Origin of the sequence: Roseateles agri (assembly GCF_034043675.1) — a bacterium.
Taxonomy (GTDB): Bacteria; Pseudomonadota; Gammaproteobacteria; order Burkholderiales; family Burkholderiaceae_C; genus KK5.
The window spans coordinates 326,631-342,365 of the sequence record NZ_JAXCLA010000001.1 but is presented as its reverse complement, the minus strand read 5'-3'; the positions used below and the strand labels follow the sequence as shown (position 1 = coordinate 342,365).

General features: G+C 70.0%; 16 protein-coding genes. 8 read left to right on the top strand and 8 right to left on the bottom strand.

Annotated elements, in window-relative coordinates:
* Position 1 precedes the first annotated feature (1 nt).
* The 5 genes from SNE35_RS01585 to SNE35_RS01565 form a co-directional block, all read right to left on the bottom strand.
* The gene (locus SNE35_RS01585; protein WP_320421022.1) at positions 2–913 is read right to left on the bottom strand and encodes an MBL fold metallo-hydrolase; all 912 of its coding nucleotides are present in this window, start codon (positions 911–913) and stop codon (positions 2–4) included.
* A gap of 73 nt (positions 914–986) precedes the next feature.
* Positions 987–1,643 carry a glutathione S-transferase family protein gene (locus SNE35_RS01580; RefSeq protein ID WP_320421020.1) on the bottom strand — a complete coding sequence of 219 codons (657 nt, stop codon included), beginning with the start codon at positions 1,641–1,643 and terminating at the stop codon, positions 987–989.
* A 65-nt stretch (positions 1,644–1,708) separates the two neighbouring features.
* Complete coding sequence (locus SNE35_RS01575) at positions 1,709–1,849, bottom strand: hypothetical protein (protein ID WP_320421018.1); 141 nt, start codon at positions 1,847–1,849, stop codon at positions 1,709–1,711.
* Positions 1,846–2,097, bottom strand: coding sequence for a DUF3297 family protein (locus SNE35_RS01570; RefSeq protein WP_320421017.1), 252 nt, complete (start codon positions 2,095–2,097; stop codon positions 1,846–1,848). The genes SNE35_RS01575 and SNE35_RS01570 overlap by 4 nt, the downstream gene beginning before the upstream one ends.
* Before the next feature lie 64 nt (positions 2,098–2,161).
* Entirely contained in the window at positions 2,162–3,142 is a 981-nt protein-coding gene (locus SNE35_RS01565) for a LysR substrate-binding domain-containing protein (protein WP_320421016.1), read from the bottom strand.
* Between the two features lie 110 nt (positions 3,143–3,252).
* Here SNE35_RS01565 and SNE35_RS01560 point away from each other — a divergent pair, with 110 nt between their 5' ends.
* Positions 3,253–3,801 carry a 4-hydroxylaminobenzoate lyase gene (locus tag SNE35_RS01560; protein WP_320421015.1) on the top strand — a complete coding sequence of 183 codons (549 nt, stop codon included), beginning with the start codon at positions 3,253–3,255 and terminating at the stop codon, positions 3,799–3,801.
* A 7-nt stretch (positions 3,802–3,808) separates the two neighbouring features.
* Positions 3,809–4,480, top strand: coding sequence for a nitroreductase (locus SNE35_RS01555; RefSeq protein ID WP_320421014.1), 672 nt, complete (start codon positions 3,809–3,811; stop codon positions 4,478–4,480).
* Here SNE35_RS01555 and pobA read toward each other — a convergent pair.
* Positions 4,477–5,646, bottom strand: coding sequence for a 4-hydroxybenzoate 3-monooxygenase (gene pobA / locus SNE35_RS01550; RefSeq protein WP_320421013.1), 1,170 nt, complete (start codon positions 5,644–5,646; stop codon positions 4,477–4,479). The two genes, SNE35_RS01555 and pobA, sit on opposite strands and share 4 nt — an antisense overlap.
* A 91-nt stretch (positions 5,647–5,737) precedes the next feature.
* Between pobA and SNE35_RS01545 the strand changes: the two genes are divergently transcribed.
* Positions 5,738–6,976 carry a YbiU family protein gene (locus SNE35_RS01545; protein WP_431312694.1) on the top strand — a complete coding sequence of 413 codons (1,239 nt, stop codon included), beginning with the start codon at positions 5,738–5,740 and terminating at the stop codon, positions 6,974–6,976.
* Between the two features lie 7 nt (positions 6,977–6,983).
* Here the strand turns inward: SNE35_RS01545 and SNE35_RS01540 are convergent, their stop codons facing one another.
* Positions 6,984–7,286 (bottom strand): SCP2 sterol-binding domain-containing protein, encoded by a 303-nt coding sequence (locus tag SNE35_RS01540; RefSeq protein WP_320421011.1) that lies wholly within the window; start codon positions 7,284–7,286, stop codon positions 6,984–6,986.
* A gap of 100 nt (positions 7,287–7,386) precedes the next feature.
* On the opposite strand from SNE35_RS01540, the gene SNE35_RS01535 reads away from it, so the two are divergent.
* The 5 genes from SNE35_RS01535 to SNE35_RS01515 all read left to right on the top strand — a co-directional run bounded on the left by SNE35_RS01535 (position 7,387) and on the right by SNE35_RS01515 (position 14,053).
* A complete protein-coding gene (locus tag SNE35_RS01535; protein WP_320421010.1) occupies positions 7,387–8,253 on the top strand; it encodes an SDR family oxidoreductase in 867 nt (288 codons plus the stop codon).
* On the top strand, positions 8,250–9,860 hold the full coding sequence (locus SNE35_RS01530; RefSeq protein ID WP_320421009.1) for an acyl-CoA carboxylase subunit beta: 1,611 nt from the start codon (positions 8,250–8,252) through the stop codon (positions 9,858–9,860). The genes SNE35_RS01535 and SNE35_RS01530 overlap by 4 nt, the downstream gene beginning before the upstream one ends.
* Positions 9,861–9,880: 20 nt before the next feature.
* The gene (locus SNE35_RS01525; protein WP_320421008.1) at positions 9,881–11,035 is read left to right on the top strand and encodes an acyl-CoA dehydrogenase family protein; all 1,155 of its coding nucleotides are present in this window, start codon (positions 9,881–9,883) and stop codon (positions 11,033–11,035) included.
* Positions 11,032–12,960, top strand: coding sequence for an ATP-binding protein (locus SNE35_RS01520; RefSeq protein WP_320421006.1), 1,929 nt, complete (start codon positions 11,032–11,034; stop codon positions 12,958–12,960). The genes SNE35_RS01525 and SNE35_RS01520 overlap by 4 nt, the downstream gene beginning before the upstream one ends.
* A 220-nt stretch (positions 12,961–13,180) precedes the next feature.
* Positions 13,181–14,053, top strand: coding sequence for a beta-keto acid cleavage family enzyme (locus tag SNE35_RS01515; RefSeq protein WP_320421004.1), 873 nt, complete (start codon positions 13,181–13,183; stop codon positions 14,051–14,053).
* A 1,070-nt stretch (positions 14,054–15,123) separates the two neighbouring features.
* Here the strand turns inward: SNE35_RS01515 and SNE35_RS01510 are convergent.
* Positions 15,124–15,726 (bottom strand): hypothetical protein, encoded by a 603-nt coding sequence (locus tag SNE35_RS01510; protein WP_320421003.1) that lies wholly within the window; start codon positions 15,724–15,726, stop codon positions 15,124–15,126.
* Between the last annotated feature and the right edge of the window lie 9 nt (positions 15,727–15,735).

The window sequence follows — 15,735 nt, the reverse complement described above, 5'->3', positions numbered from 1 at the left end:
ATCAGCGCATCCGCGTGTAGTTCACCGGCACGTAGGTCCAGCCCGAGCCATTGGCTCGCAGGCGACCCATGCCGGGGAACTGCAGGTGGGCGGCGGCGATGATCGTGCCGTCGGCCGCGGCGGCCTTGAAGACCTTGTCGCGCTGCGCGGCGGCGGCGCTGGAGTCGGCGTCGAAGCTGATCGTCACGCTCGGGTCGTCCATCTGCACGGCGGCCACGTGGATCAGGTCGCCGGTGATGATCAGCTTCTGGCCCTGGCTCTCGACCACGTAGCTCGTGTGGCCGGCCGTGTGGCCGTGCGTGGCCCAGGAGCGGATGCCCGGCACGACCTCGCCGTCGGCCTCGATCGGCGCGACCTTCTTCGCGGCCACGTAAGGAGCCAGCGTGGCCTTGGCGCTGTCGGCATCGGCATCCGCCTTGCCGAGGTGCACGGTGGCGTTCGGGAACACGGCGGTGCCGTCCTTGGTCGTCAGGCCGCCCAGGTGGTCGCCGTGGTTGTGCGTGATGCAGATCTCGTCGATCTGCTCGGGCTTGTAGCCGGCGGCCGCGAGGTTGGCCAGCAGCACGCCGGCCGAGGCGGCGGCCTTGCCGCCGGTGCCGGTGTCCACCAGCACGAGCTTGCTGCCGGTGTTGATCAGGAAGGCGTTCACCGAGGTCTCGACCGGCACCTTCTGGAAGTACTTGGCCAGCGCCGCATCTGTCTTCTCGGCGGGCTGCTTCAGCAACTTGTCCACCGGCAGGTCGAAGAAGCCGTCGTTCAGCGCGGTGACTTCGAAGCCGCCGAGCATGATGCGGTAGAAGCCCGGCGCCTGGGTCTTGGCCATCGGTGCGGCGGCCAGCGCGGGAGCGGTGGCCAGTGGCGAGAAGGCGAGTGCCAGAGCCAGCGCCGAAGCAGAGAGGAGCGTCTTGTTCATCGTGTTCCCTTCATGGAGGAATGACTGGAGCGGCCGACTGTAAACGGCCCCAGCCAAACCTGCATCGAGGCGCTCAATCCCGGTCCGGCGCGCCGAGCGGGAAGTAGTGACGGTACTTGCGCGCCTCGTCCACCGCGCGGGCGAATGAGGGCCGCGCGAGCAGGCGGGCGCGGTAGGCCAGCACCTTCGGGAACTGCGCGGCGTCGATGCGGTGCGTCCAGTCGGCGTAGAACAGGAAGGGGGCGGCGGCGCAGTCGGCCATCGTGAAGGCCGTGCCGGTGGCCCATTCGCGGCCGTCGGCCAGCTTCTGTTCCAGCCAGGCGTAGGACGTCTCCAGCATCCGGCGCGCCTCGGCGCAGCCGTAGGCATCGCGGTCGGCCTCGCTCGGGCGGATCGAGTCGAAGACCAGTTTCTGCTGCGGCGTCGAAACGTAGTTGTCGAAGAAGCGGTCCAGCATCCGCACTTCCAGCGCGGCCTGCGGGTCGGCGGGGATCATGTGCGGGGCGATGTACTCGACGATGCAGCTGGCTTCCAGCACCGTGCGCTCACCGTCCACCAGCACCGGGAAGCGCCTCATCGGCCAGATGCGGCCGAGCTCCTGCATCACCGGGTTGTCGGGCGGCCCGTCCACGTTCAGCGGCTCGAAGTCGGTGCCCGTCTCGTACAGCGCAATCAGCGCCTTCTGGCTGTACGACGAGAACGGGTGGTAGTAGAGCTTCATCTTCGCCATGGCGGCATCTCCTCGGGTGGGTTGTCAGCCACGACGAACGGGCGCCGCCCGGATCGACATCGTCGTCAGCCGAAGATGCGCGCCAGGCCGTAGATCGACAGCCCGGCCGAGACCAGCAGGAACACGTTCTTCACCTTGCTGTCGGCCGTCCAGGCGCCGATGGCGCTGCTGGCCAGGATGCAACCGAAGATGATGCTGGTCTTCACTTGTAGAAGGCCTCCACGCGGCCCTTCAGCTTGATCGTCAGGATGTTGCCCTTGCGGTCGCGCGTCTTGCCGGCAGGCACCTTGATCCAGCCTTCGCTGATGCAGTACTCCTCGACGTCGAAGCGCTCCTTGTCGTTGAAGCGGATGCCGATGTCGTGCTGGAACACCTCGGCGTCGTGGAAGGGGCTGCGCGGGTCGACCGAGAGGTGGTCGGGGATGGCGGGCTTGCTGTTGGCGGCGTCGGTCATGGTGCTGACTTGTTATTTGAGCGGTGTCTGAGAGGGTTGGATTTTCCAGCATTTCCAGGCGAGGCTAGGCGAGCGCCGCTTCGGCGAGCCGGGCCGCGGCGGCCACCCGCTCGCGCAGCCACAGATGGCCGGGCTCGTGCTCGTCGCGCCCGTGCCAGACGGCGCGCATTACCGATGTGCCGGCCGCGTACGGCGGCTGGCGGCGCACCAGCTCGCCGCCGGCTGTCAGCGCCACGGCCAGCGAGGCCGGCACGATGGAGAGCATCTGCGTGTCACGCAGCAGCGTGGGGATGGCCAGCGAGTGCGGCACGGTCATGCGCAGGCGCGGCGGCGTGGGGGCGCCGCGCAGCGCCTCCTCCAGCGCGTTGCGGTCGAACATCTCCGACTGGCGGGCCAGGCCGCGTTCCATGATGAAGCCGTCCACCGCGCCTTCCTCCTGGCCGCCGACCGAGAGGGTGACGAGCGGGTACTTGATCAGGTCGTCCAGCACCAGCTTGCGCCGCGAGGCGGGATGGCCCTTGCGCATCAGGATGGCCTCGCCCTGCGTCAGCAGCGTGCGCGAGTTCAGGCGCGGCGGCACCTGCGAGAAGATGCCCAGCGCCAGGTCGATGCGGCCCAGGTCGATCTGTTCGGCCAGGTCCAGCCGCGTGGAGGGGCGGATGACCAGGTCCACGCGCGGCGCGAGCTGCTGCAGCTCGCGCGACAGCGGCGCGATGATCACCGCGGTGACGTGGTCGTTCGCCGCGATGACGAAGCGCCGCTCGGACTGCTCGGGCGCGAAGGGCTCCACGCCCAGCGCGTCCTCGATGCGGCGCAGCGAATCACGCAGCATCGGCGCCATCGCCGTGGCGCGGCCGGTCGGCACCATGCCCTTGCCGGTGCGCATGAAAAGCTCGTCGCCCACCAGCTCGCGCAGCCGGCGCAGCGCATGGCTGACGGCCGATTGCGTGAGGTTCAGCCGCTTGCCTGCCAGTAGCAGGTTGCGCTCCTCGTAGACGGCCTCGAACACCTTCAGCAGGTTCAGGTCGGTACGGCCGATGCTCATGGCGTTTCCTCGAACTTGAATCTCATGCATTTTGCAGTTGCAAAACGATCAGTTCCATTCAATTCACCTTTTGCTCATCATCGGCTCCATCCCTTCACTGGAGACCCGAAATGGCGACCGACACCCTGATCCATGAACGCGAAGCGCTGATCGAGCGCTGCATCCCCTTCCTCGACGAAGTGAAGGACATGACCACCGGCACCGAGGTGGAACGCTGGCTCAACGACAAGTACGGGCCCGGCAGCGAGCTCTACGAGACGCTCGCTCGGCTGGTGCGCCGCGGCGTGGAAGAGGGCTGGGCGGCCAATGTGGAGATCGAAGGCCCGCACTACCGCCGCAGCCGCCTGGCCGAGCCCTCGGCGCACACGCTGCACTTCAGCATCACGGCCGTCTACATGGACAGCAACGGCGTCGACCAGGGCCACGCCGACCAGCGCTTCCGCGGCCAGTACCACGGCCATCCCTACGGCGAGTTCAACATGGTCGTGCCGGTAACGCCCGGTGCGGCGCTGAACGGCCCCAACGGCTGGTGCTTCGGCGGCTGGACCGCGCCGGCGCCGGGCAGCAAGCACTACCCCGAGGCGAAGGGCGGCGGTGTCATCGCGCTGTTCTTCCTGCCCTCGGGCCGCATCTCGTACAACGAAGCGCCGCAGGGGTGAGGCCGTGATGCATGCGCAAGCTGTTTCTCAGGTGATGCGATCGCGCCGCTCGGTGAGGGCGTTCAGGCCGGGCCAGGTACCGCGCGAACTGGTGGAGGAGATCCTGGGCGACGCCGCCTGCGCGCCGAGCGGCGCCAACATCCAGCCCTGGGGCGTCCACGTGCTGGCCGGCGCGGCCAAGGATGAGCTGGGCGAGGCGCTGGTCGCTGCCTTTCGCGCCGATGCTGGTCTGCCGCCCGCGCACTTCCCGCAGCCGCTGCCGGAAGTCTTCCAGGCGCGGCTGATGGACTTCGGCGCGCGCTACTACGGCGCGGCTGGCATCGACCGGACCGATGCCGCGGCGCGCGCCCGGCAGACCGAGCGCAACTTCTCCTTCTTCGGCGCGCCGGTGGGCCTGATCTTCAGCATCGACCGCCGGCTGAAGCCGCACAGCTGGATCGACCTCGGCCTGTTCGCGCAGAACGTGATGATCGCCGCCAAGGCCCGCGGCCTGGACACCTGCCCGCAGGTCGCCTTCGCGCCCTTCCACGAGCTGATCGCCGCGCACCTGCAGATGCCGCCGGAGCAGCTTACGGCCTTCGGCATGTCGATGGGCTACGGCGATACGGACGCGCCGGTGAATCAGGCCCGGATGCCGCGCGAGCGGGTGCAGGACTTCGCCGACTTGATCGGCTTCTAGACCGGCAGCCCGACGTAGTTCTCCGCAATCACGCGCCGGCCGGCATCCGATTCGAGCAGGTAGGCCAGCTCGGCCTCCTGCATCCGTTGCTCGAAGGGGCTGTGCTCGGGGAAGCGGTGCAGCAGGCCGGTCATCCACCAGGAGAAGCGCTCGGCTTTCCACACCCGTTGCAAGCAGCGCGCCGAATAGCCGTCCACACCGCTCACATCGCCCTTGTAGAAGTCGACCAGCGCCTGCCAGAGGTAGCCGACGTCAGACGCCGCCAGGTTGAGGCCCTTGGCGCCGGTGGGCGGCACGATGTGGGCGGCGTCGCCGGCGAGGAAGAGGCGGCCACACCGCATCGGCTCGGCCACGAAGCTGCGCAGCGGCGCGATGCTCTTCTCGATCGGGTCGCCGGTGACGAGGCGCTCGGCCGCATCGTCCGGCAGGCGCCGTTTCAGCTCTTCCCAGAAGGCGGCATCGCTCCATTGCTCGACCCGATCGCTGCTGGGCACCTGCACGTAGTAGCGGCTGCGCGTGTGGCTGCGCTGGCTGCACAGCGCGAAGCCGCGCTCGTGGCGCACGTACATCAGCTCGTGCGACAGCGGCGGCACGTCGGCCAGCACGCCCAGCCAGCCGAAGGGGTAGACGCGCTCGAAGGTCTGCAGCCGGTCCGCCGGGATGCTGGCGCGGCAGACGCCGTGGAAGCCGTCGCAGCCGGCGATGAAGTCGCAGGCGATCTCGTGCAGTTCGCCGCCCAGTCTGTACTGCACGCGCGGCGAGCTGCCGTCGTCGAAGTCCAGCACGCGCACGTCCTCGGCCTCGTAGACGGTGCTGCGGCCTGAGTCGGCGCGGGCCTGCATCAGGTCGCGTGTCACCTCGGTCTGGCCGTAGACGGTGACGTGCCGGCCGGTCAGCGCCTGCAGGTCGATGCGATGGCGCTGGCCGCCGGTGCAGAGTTCGAAGCCCTCGTGCGGCAGGCCGTCGCGGTGCATGCGCGCGGCGGCGCCGCAGGCTTCCAGCAGGCTTACGGTGACCGGCTCCAGCACGCCGGCGCGGATGCGGCCCAGCACGTAGTCTCCGCTGCGCTGCTCGACGATGACGTTGTCGATGCCGCTGGCGCTGAGCAACTGGCCCAGCAGCAGCCCGGCCGGGCCGGCGCCGATGATCGCGACCTGGGTTCTCACTGTCGTCTCCTCCGTTTTCCGCTAGCGTACGTCAGCGGCGCCACAATGCCCGACACAAGAAGCAGCAGGAGACAAAGCCATGGAAAGCTGGATGACTGATGTTCCCCGTGCGGTCGCCGAGGCGCAGCGTGAGCTGCGCGCCGAGGTGCCCGATCTGCAAGGCCGCTACCGCCGCCTGACCGAGGCGCTGAACGACGAAGTCAGCGCGATCCGGGCGGAGCAGGCGAATGGTGGCGCGGTGCCCGAGGTGGCGTTCGCCGACGTCGCCGCCGGGCGGGTGACGCCGGCCCAGGCCGCGCGCATCAAACGCCGGGGCTGCGTCGTCGTGCGGGGCGTGTTCGACCGCGCGCAGGCCGAGGCCTGGAACGCCGAGGTGGGCCGCTACATCGACGCGGTGGGCTATCTCGACCGGATGAAGGACAAGGCCGGCCTGGACAAATACTTCAGCGCGCTCGCCTCCAGCCGGCCGCAGATCTACAGCCTCTACTGGTCCAAGCCGCAGATGGAGGCACGCCAGCATGAGCGCCAGGCCACGACGCGCGCCTGGCTGAACAGGCTGTGGACCTTCGAGAAGAACGGCCGGCGTTTCTTCGATCCGGACCGCCAGTTCAACTACGCGGACCGCATCCGCCGCCGCGAGCCGGGCGATGCGAGCCTGGGCCTTTCGCCGCATTCGGACGGCGGCTCGGTCGAGCGCTGGTGCGAGCCGAGCTTCCGCCCGCTCTACCGCGAGGTGTTCGAGGGCGATCCGCTGAAGTTCGATCCCTTCGATGCCGAGTACCGGATCGCCACGCGCGAGATCCCGTCGCCGGCCGTCTGCTCGGCATTCCGCACCTTCCAGGGCTGGACCGCGCTGAGCCGCCAGGGCCCCGGTGACGGCACGCTGCGCCTGGTGCCGGTGGCGGCGAGCACGCCCTGGATGCTGCTGCGCGCGCTGCAGCCCGACGTGCCCGAGGGCGACCTCTGCGGCGCGCAAGCGGGCCGCGCGCTGGGCGCCTCGCCGCAATGGCACGCGCCGCTGCTGGAGGGCCTGGTGTCCATTCCGGTGATGGAGCCGGGCGATGCCATCTTCTGGCACAGCGACGTGATCCATGCGGTGGAAGACCGGCACGCGGGCACCGGCCCCAGCAACGTCATCTACATCGGCGCCGCGCCCTGGTGCGACAAGAACGAGGCCTTCGCGCACCGCCAGGCGGCCGCCTTCCTCGAAGGCCGCAGCAGCCCCGACTTCGCGCCCGAGGACTACGAGCTGGGCTTCGGCGGCCGCACCACGGTCGACGAACTGAGCCCGCTGGGCCAGCAGCAGATGGGCCTGCGGCCCTGGGGTTGAGCGTGGCTCAGCCGGTGAAGCGGGACAGCTTCATCGCCACCGCCATATCGCCGTCGATCTTGATCTTGCCGGTCATGAACCCGTTCATCGGGTTCAGCGCGCCGGTCAGCAGCGCGGCGAGGTTCTCGCGGCTGATCTTGACCGTGCAGTCGGCGTCGCGGTCGGTGTTGTCGACCGTGTTCGGCTCGGCATTGCCATCGATGTAGACGATGCCATCGGCGCCGCAGTCGAACTTCAGCGTGGCGCCGAGGCTGCTGGTGCTGGCGCCGGCCTTCGCGGCGAGCGATTCGGTGATCTGTTGGATGTCCATGGCGGGAGCTTAGCGCGAGCGTATTTACCGATATGAAAGCGGCCCGACCTTAGCGGAAGCTAGCAAGTTCTTGCGCAAGGACTCGGGAGGCGGAGCAGGCATGGGTGGGCACTACCGTTCGGTCTTTCGTCCGGGGCTCTTCGCCGGGCAAACGATCTGGGTCACCGGCGGCGGTTCGGGCATCGGCCGTTGCGTCGCGCACGAATTGGCCGCACTGGGCGCACAGGTGCTGATCTCCGGCCGCAAGGCCGACAAGCTCGAGAGAGTCGCCGCCGAGATCGCCGAGGACGGCGGCACCTGCCACTGGCGCGCCTTCGACATCCGCGACGAGGAGGCGGTCAAGGCCAACGTTGCCGCAGCACTTGCCGAGCACGGCGCGATCAGCGGCCTCGTCAACAACGCCGGCGGCCAGTACCCCGCGCCGCTGCTGATGATCGGCAAGAAGGGCTTCGAGGCGGTCGTCGCGAACAACCTCACCGGCGGCTTCCTGATGATGCGCGAGCTGTTCACGCAGTCGATGCAGGCGCACGGCGGCGCCATCGTCAACATGACGGCCGACTTCCGCAACGGCATGCCCGGCATGGCCCACAGCGGCGCCGCTCGCGCCGGCATGAGCAACCTGACGATGAGCGCGGCCTACGAATGGGCCCACGCCGGCGTGCGGGTCAATGCCGTGGCGCCGGGCTGGGTCGCGTCCAGCGGCATGGACACCTACGCCGAGCCGGTGAAGGAAGTGATCCGCGGGCTGAAGCAGCACGTGCCGCTGCGCCGCCTGGCCGCTGAGAGCGAGGTCAGCGCGGCCATCGTCTTCCTGCTGTCGCCGGCTGCGGCCTTCATCACCGGCACCACCTTGCAGATCGACGGCGGCGCTTCGCTGGGCAATCCGATGTTCCCCTCGCTGGATCATGCCGGCACACCACCCTTCGACGGCTTCCATCGCGCGCAGGCGCCGGAGGTACTGAGGTGAGCGTACTGGGCTCGTTGCTGAACCCCAAGTCCGCCACCTTCCAGGCGAACGCGCAGCGCATGGCCGAGCGGCTCGCCGAGGTCCGCGCGCTGGAGGCGCAGGTGGTGGCCGAATCGGAGGCCAAGCGCGACAAGTTCGAGGCGCGCGGCCAGTTGCTGCCGCGCGAGCGGGTGGCGCGCTTGCTGGACCGCACGAGCGGCTTCATCGAGTTGTCGTCGCTGGCGGGCCTGGGCATGCATGACGACGATGGCCGCAAATCGGTGATGGGCGGCGGCGCCATCGTCGGCATCGGAACGGTGGCGGGCAAGCGGGTGATGGTCTCGGCCAGCGACAGCGCGATCAAGGGCGGCACCGTGCCGCCGATGGGCTTGAAGAAAGCGCTGCGCATGCAGGAGATCGCGCGCGAGAACCGGCTGCCTATCGTCTACCTCGTCGAGAGCGGCGGCGCCAACCTGCTGTACCAGGCGGAGATGTTCGTCGAGGGTGGGCGCAGCTTCGCGAACCAGGCGCGGCTGTCGGCCGCGGGCATTCCGCAGATCGCCGTCGTGCACGGTTCGTCCACCGCGGGTGGCGCCTACCTGCCGGGCTTGTCGGACTACGTGGTGCTGGTGCGCGAGCGCTCCAGCATCTACCTGGCAGGGCCGCCGCTGGTGAAGGCGGCGATCGGCGAGGACGCTACAGACGAGGAGCTGGGCGGCGCCGCGCTGCACGCGGGCGTGACGGGCCTGGGCGAGTACCTGGCCGAAGACGATGCCCATGCGATCGCGCTGGCCTGCGAGCTGCTGGACAAACTGCCCTGGGATGCCGTCAACGTAACGCGTCATTTCGACGCACCGCTGTTCGACGCCGAGGAGCTGATGGGCATCGTGCCGCAGGACGAGCGCGAGCCCTACGACGTGCGCGAGCTGCTGGCCCGCCTCATCGACGGCTCCGACTTCCTCGAGTTCAAGGCCGCCTACGCGCCCGACACCGTCTGCGGCCATGCGCGGATCGAGGGCCATGCCGTCGGCATCGTCGGCAACAACGGCCCGATCCAGCCCAAGGGCTCGACCAAGGCCGCGCAGTTCATCCAGCTGTGCGACCAGGCCGGCATGCCGCTGGTCTTCCTGCAGAACACCAGCGGCTACATGGTGGGCCGCGAGGCGGAGGCGACCGGCGCGATCAAGCACGGCGCGAAGATGATCCAGGCGGTGGCCAATGCGCGGGTGCCCAAGTTCACCATCGTGCTGGGCGGCTCCTTCGGCGCCGGCAACTACGGCATGTGCGGCCGCGGCTTCGACCCGCGCTTCATCTTCAGCTGGCCCAGCGCGCGCACCGCGGTGATGGGCGGCGCGCAGGCCGCGAAGGTGATGGACATCGTCAATCGCACGAAGCTGGAGCGCGCCGGCGCGCCGGTCAACGAGGAGGCGCTGGCCGCGATGAGCGATCAACTGCGCCAGCGCATCGAGCGCGAATCGCATGTGCTCTACGGCACGGCCCGGCTGTGGGACGACGGCGTGATCGACCCGCGCGACACGCGCCGCATCCTCGGCCAGTGCCTGGCAATGGCCGGCGAAGCCGAGGCGCGCGCGCTGCGGCCCAACAGCTTCGGCGTGGCGCGGCTTTGAACGACAACAGGAGGTACGCGATGAACTTCACTCCCGAACATCAGGCGCTGTCCGACACGGTCGCCCGCTTCGTTGCAAAAGAGATCGATCCGCACGTGCCCGCCTGGGAGAAGGCCGAGCAGTTCCCCGCGCACGAGGTCTTCAAGAAGCTCGGCGACCTCGGCCTGCTGGGCCTGAAGTACCCGGAGGAGTACGGCGGCTCGGGCCTGGACTTCAGCTACTCGCTGGTGATGGCCGAGGCGCTGGGCGGCTGCTACTGCGCCGGCGTGCCGATGGCCATCGGCGTTCAGACGGACATGTGCACGCCCGCGCTGGCACGCTTCGGCTCCGACGAGTTGCGGCGCGAGTTCCTGGCGCCGAGCATCGCCGGCGACTACGTCGGCTGCGTCGGCGTCTCCGAGCCGGGCGGCGGTTCGGACGTGGCCGCCCTGAAGACCTCGGCGCGCAAGGACGGCGGCGACTACCTGATCAACGGCAGCAAGATGTGGATCACCAACGGCATGCAGGCCGACTGGTGCTGCCTGCTCGCCAACACCGGCGAGGGCCCGGTGCATCGCAACAAGAGCCTGATCATGGTGCCCATGGACGCGCCGGGCATCACGCGGCAGAAGATCCACAAGATCGGCATGGACTCGTCCGACACCGCGCAGCTCTTCTTCGACAACGTGCGCGTGCCGCAGCGCCACCTGATCGGCCAGGAGGGCATGGGCTTCGTCTACCAGATGATGCAGTTCCAGGAGGAGCGGCTGTGGGGTGCGGCGTCCACCTTGAAGAACATGGACCGGCTGATCGACCTGACTATCGCCTACACCCGCGAGCGCCACGCCTTCGGCAAGCCGCTGCTGGACAACCAGGTGGTGCACTTCCGCCTGGCCGAGCTGCGCTGCGAGGTCGAGGCGCTGCGCGCGCTGACCTACCGCGCGGTGGAGCAGTACGTGGCCGGCGGTGATGTGCTGAAGCTCGCCTCGATGGCCAAGCTGAAGGCCGGGCGCCTGAGCCGCGAGGTGTCCGACGCCTGCCTGCAGTACTGGGGCGGCATGGGCTTCACACGCGACAACCCGATCAGCCAGTCCTTCCGCGACGGCCGGCTCGTGTCCATCGGCGGCGGCGCCGACGAGGTGATGCTGGGCATCATCTGCAAGCTGGAGGGCACGCTTCCGAAGGGCCCCCGTTGAGCTTCGGCAAGGTCCTGATCGCCAACCGCGGCGAGATTGCCTGCCGCGTCATCCGCACGGCCCGGAGGCTGGGCTACCGCACGGTGGCCGTCTACAGCGATGCCGATGCGGACGCGCCGCACGTGCGCCAGGCCGACGAGGCGCTGCGCATCGGCACTGCACCCGCGGCCGAGTCCTACCTGAACATCGCGGCGATTCTCGCGGCCGCGAAGACAGCCGGCGCCGACGCGGTCCATCCCGGCTACGGCTTCCTGTCCGAGCGCGCCGACTTCGCGCAGGCCTGCGCCGAGGCCGGTCTCGTCTTCATCGGCCCCAGCGCGGATAGCATCGCCGCGATGGGCGACAAGGCGCAGGCCAAGCGCCGCATGCTCGACGCGGGCGTGCCCTGCGTGCCCGGCTATCTCGGCGAGCAGCAGGACGACGCGAGCCTGATCGGCGAGGCCGCCAAGCTGGGCCTGCCGCTGCTGGTGAAGGCGGTGGCCGGCGGCGGCGGGCGCGGCATGCGCCTGGCACGCACGATCGAGGAGGTGCCGGCCGCGCTCGCATCAGCCCGCCGCGAGGCGCAGAGCGCCTTCGGCGACGGCACCTTGATGCTGGAGCGGCTGATCGAGCGTGGCCGCCACATCGAGATCCAGGTCTTCGCCGATGCCCACGGCAACGTGATCCACCTCGGCGAGCGCGACTGCAGCGCGCAGCGGCGGCGCCAGAAGGTGATCGAGGAGGCGCCGTCGCCCATCGTCGATGCGGCGCGGCGCGAGGCGATGGGCCGCGATGCTGTCGCAGCCGCCCGCGCGGTCGACTATCGCGGCGCGGGCACGGTGGAGTTCATCGTCGACGAGGCGAGCGGGCAGCATCACTTCCTGGAGATGAACACGCGGTTGCAGGTCGAGCATCCGGTGACCGAGATGATCACCGGGCTGGATCTGGTCGAGTGGCAGCTGCGCGTCGCCGCGGGCGAGCCGCTGCCTCTGAGCCAGGAGCAGGTCCGCTTCGACGGCCACGCGATCGAAGTGCGGCTCTATGCCGAGGACGCGGGCGAGGATTTCCGTCCGCAGACCGGCCGCATCGCCTGGTGGCGGCCCGAGGCGGCGACGGGCGTGCGCATCGACCACGGCATCGCCGAGGGCGGCGAGATCGGCCCGCACTACGACCCTATGCTCGCCAAGCTGATCGCGCACGGCCGCGATCGCGAGGACGCGATCCGCCGCCTGGCCGCCGCGCTGGCCGACGCGCCTCTGCTGGGCGTCGTCAACAACGGCGGCTTCCTGCGCGCGCTGCTGCTGCACGAGGAATTCCGCGAGAGCCGGCTGCACACGGCGCGGCTGGACGAGTGGACGCCGCCACTGCCCGAACCGGACGAGGGCGACTGGCTGATCGCCGCCGCGCTGCGGGTGCTGGGCGAGGGGGAGTCGGCCGGGCCGCGGCCCGCGGGCCTGGCGCGCTATGGATTGACGCTGAGGCGTCATGACCAAGTGAGATCCTGGCGTGTCGGTGCTCTGGGCCGCCGCGTCGAGATCGACGAGCACGTGGTCGAGTTCCTCGACGGAGGGCGCATCCGGCTCGACGGCCTGGAGCGCCGGCTGATCGCCGCGCGCATCGCGCCGAACCGCGTGCAGATCGCCAGCGCCGCCGCCGTGTTCGAGTTCGAGGAGCCGCTCGCCGCGTCGGCCGCAGCGCCCGCGGCCGACCCGCTGCAGGGCCGTGCGCCGGTGGCGGGCCTGGTTGCGCAAGTGCTGGTGAAGGCAGGCGACCTGGTCGCCGAGGGCCAGGCCCTGCTGAGCGTCGAGGCGATGAAGATGGAGATGTGGTTGACGGCTGGCGCCGCGGGCAAGGTCAAGGCCGTGCATGCCGCGCCGCGCGAGGCCGTGGCGGCCGGCGCGCTGCTGGTAGAGCTGGAGGAAGTTCAACCTAGATCCGGCAGTTGACCGCTTGACATGCTCTACGACATCCGATGAGTACGGACATCCCTCCGATCTGCGCCTCTCACCTTTCGGGTGAGAGCGCTACGCACCCGCTGGTCCGGCGCTACGGACCGCATACTGCGTTGCTTCTCCTCGTGGGCAGGAGCCCACTTCGTCGGCGCGCCTTGCCTGCGGCCCGCCTCGCCAGCCCCTCGGCTGCGTTCAACTACCGGATCTAGGTTCAATGACGAACAAAGCCATCCTGACCTGCGCGCTGACCGGCGTGCTGACCGACCCGCAGCAGCACCCGGTGCCGGTCACCCCCGCGCAGATGGCGGCCGAGGCGCGCGATGCCTTCAATGCCGGCGCCTCGGTGATGCACGTGCACCTGCGTCGCCAGGAGGCCGGCCGCGGCCATCTGCCGAGCTGGGATCCCGAGGTGGCCGCGACCGTCATCGATGCGATCCGCGCCGCCTGCCCGGGTGTCGTCATCAACCTGACGACGGGCGTCATCGGCCCCGACATCGAGGGGCCGCTCGCTTGCATCCGCCGCGTCCGCCCCGAGATCGCCGCCTGCAATGCCGGCAGCCTCAACTACCTGAAGATCAAGGACGACGGCACCTGGGCCTGGCCGCCGATGGTGTTCGACAACCCGGTGGCCAAGGTGCAGGGCTTCCTGGACGTGATGCGCGAATGCGGCGTGCATCCGGAGTTCGAATGCTTCGACATCGGCATCGTGCGCTCGGTTGGCATGTACCTGAAGGCCGGCCTCTTCGACGGCGTGCCCGAATATAACTTCGTGATGGGCGTGGCCTCCGGCATGCCCTGCGACGGCGAGCTGCTGCGCCTGCTGCCGCGCTGGCTGGCGCCGGGCGCCGTCTGGCAGACCACGCTGATCGGCCGCGCCGAGATCTGGCCCGTGCACCAGCTGACGGCCGAACTCGGCGGCATGCTGCGCACCGGATTGGAGGACACGTTCTACCTGCCCGACGGCACCCGCGCCGCGGGCAATGGCGCGCTGGTGGAGGCGCTGACCCGCTGCGCGGCGAGCGCCGGGCGGGCGGTGGCGAGCCCGGCGGAGGCGCGGGCGATGCTGGGGCTGCCGGCGGCCAGATAGCCCTGGCTGTCCAGCCGCCAGGGCGCTAGCGAACGTGGCGTGACCTTGGCGGCGCCGGCCAACCGGCCCGCGATCAAGGCGGCCTGCGCCTGCTCCTGCAGCGTGAGCCCGCCGTGCCAGGTTTTCAGGGCCTCCATCGGCGCGGCCTGCAGCCAGACGTCCCAGCAGGCTTCATCGGGCCCCAGGCGTTTGAGGCCTTCGTGCACGGCATCGGCCAGCCGGCGCAGGCGCTGCTGCGAGGCCTCGCCGTGGCAGGCCGGGCGGAGGTCGCGCACCAGCGCGTTCTTGCCGGCGGGGCGGGCGGCGTGCAGGGTCAGCAGGCGCTGGATCTGCTGCAGGGCCAGCCGCACGGAATGCAGCGGCAGCGGGGCGCACAGCGGCAGCAGCGGCGCGAGCTGGTGGCGGGTGGCGAAGCAGGGGCCCAGCATCAGCGCGGCCAGGCGCAGCCACTGCGCGGGCGTCAGCGCCTCGCCGGCGCCCTCGGCTTGCTGCGCGCGCAGCAGCACCTCGTCGAAGGACAGCGCGGCCTTGGCGCGGTTGGCCCGGACGCTCATCACGGCGAGGTTGGCCGCGGCGTAGGCGCCCTCGTTGTTGAGCCGGTCGACGGACCAGTCGCTGGGGCTGCCGGTCCCGTGAGTCAGGCGCTCGCGGGTGACGGGGCAGTGCTCGACGTCCAGCTCGCGGAGCAGTTCGGGCGTGATGTCGTCCGCCACCGCGCGACGGCGCCGCCAGGCGCCCAGGCGCAGCTGCAGCCACTTGCGCTCGAAGCGGTCGGGCGCGTGGCGGCTGTGGCCGGCGGCTGCGGCGGCGCGGAAGCCTTCTGCGATGCTGGCCTGCCACTCAGGCTGCAAGGGGAGGCGGCTGCGGCAATAGAGGTCGTGGCCGAGCTGGCGCCCCAGCTCGGCCAACAGGAATTCATCGGTGATGTCCATGGCGAGGCATCCTTCCTGGCCGGAGGCCTCCGGCCCCCGAATGCGAAAGTCCCGCGCGCCCGCAGGCGGCGTCCGCGAAGGGAAGCCGGGCCGGCGAGGCTGCGGGTTTGCAGTGGGGCGCGAAGCCCCAGGAAGGCGTCAGCCGCGCGGAGGACGTTCCGCGGGCGTGGGCACGAGGCTGTGCCAGGCAGTCGCGGCGGGCCGAGGCCAGCGCGCACGGCGGCCCGCGGGTGCGGGCAGGGTCAGGAGTGTGGCGAGGGCCAGGGGCAGCGTGGCGCTGCCCAGCGACGCGGCGGCGCTCAGCGCGTCGGTGTGCGAGGAGCCGTGTTCGTCCAGGGCGATGACGCTCGCGTCGGCGGGATCGTGGAGATGACGTTCGAAGAGGCCGTGCTCGTGGACGTGTTCATGCACCTGCCCCGATGCGTGCTGGCGCGCATGGCCGGGATCGTCAAACTGCTCCAGCGCCACGGCCCATGCGGCGGCGCGCTCGCGTTGCCGGGCCTGGTCGTTGCGGCTCTGCGGCAGTGCCTGTCGATGCCATTGTTGAATGCTGCCGGCCAGCGCTGTGAGGCTCTGTGTCAGGACACTGGTGGCTGCCGGGGCGTGCCGGTGCATCGGCCCCAGCATGCTCAGCAGGGTGCTGGACCCGCCATAGACCAGCAGCGCGAAGACCAGCAGCCCGATGAGCGCGCTGCGCCCCACGCTGCGGCGTGCGGCGAGGGCACAGGCGACATGGCGCATCGTCTTCGG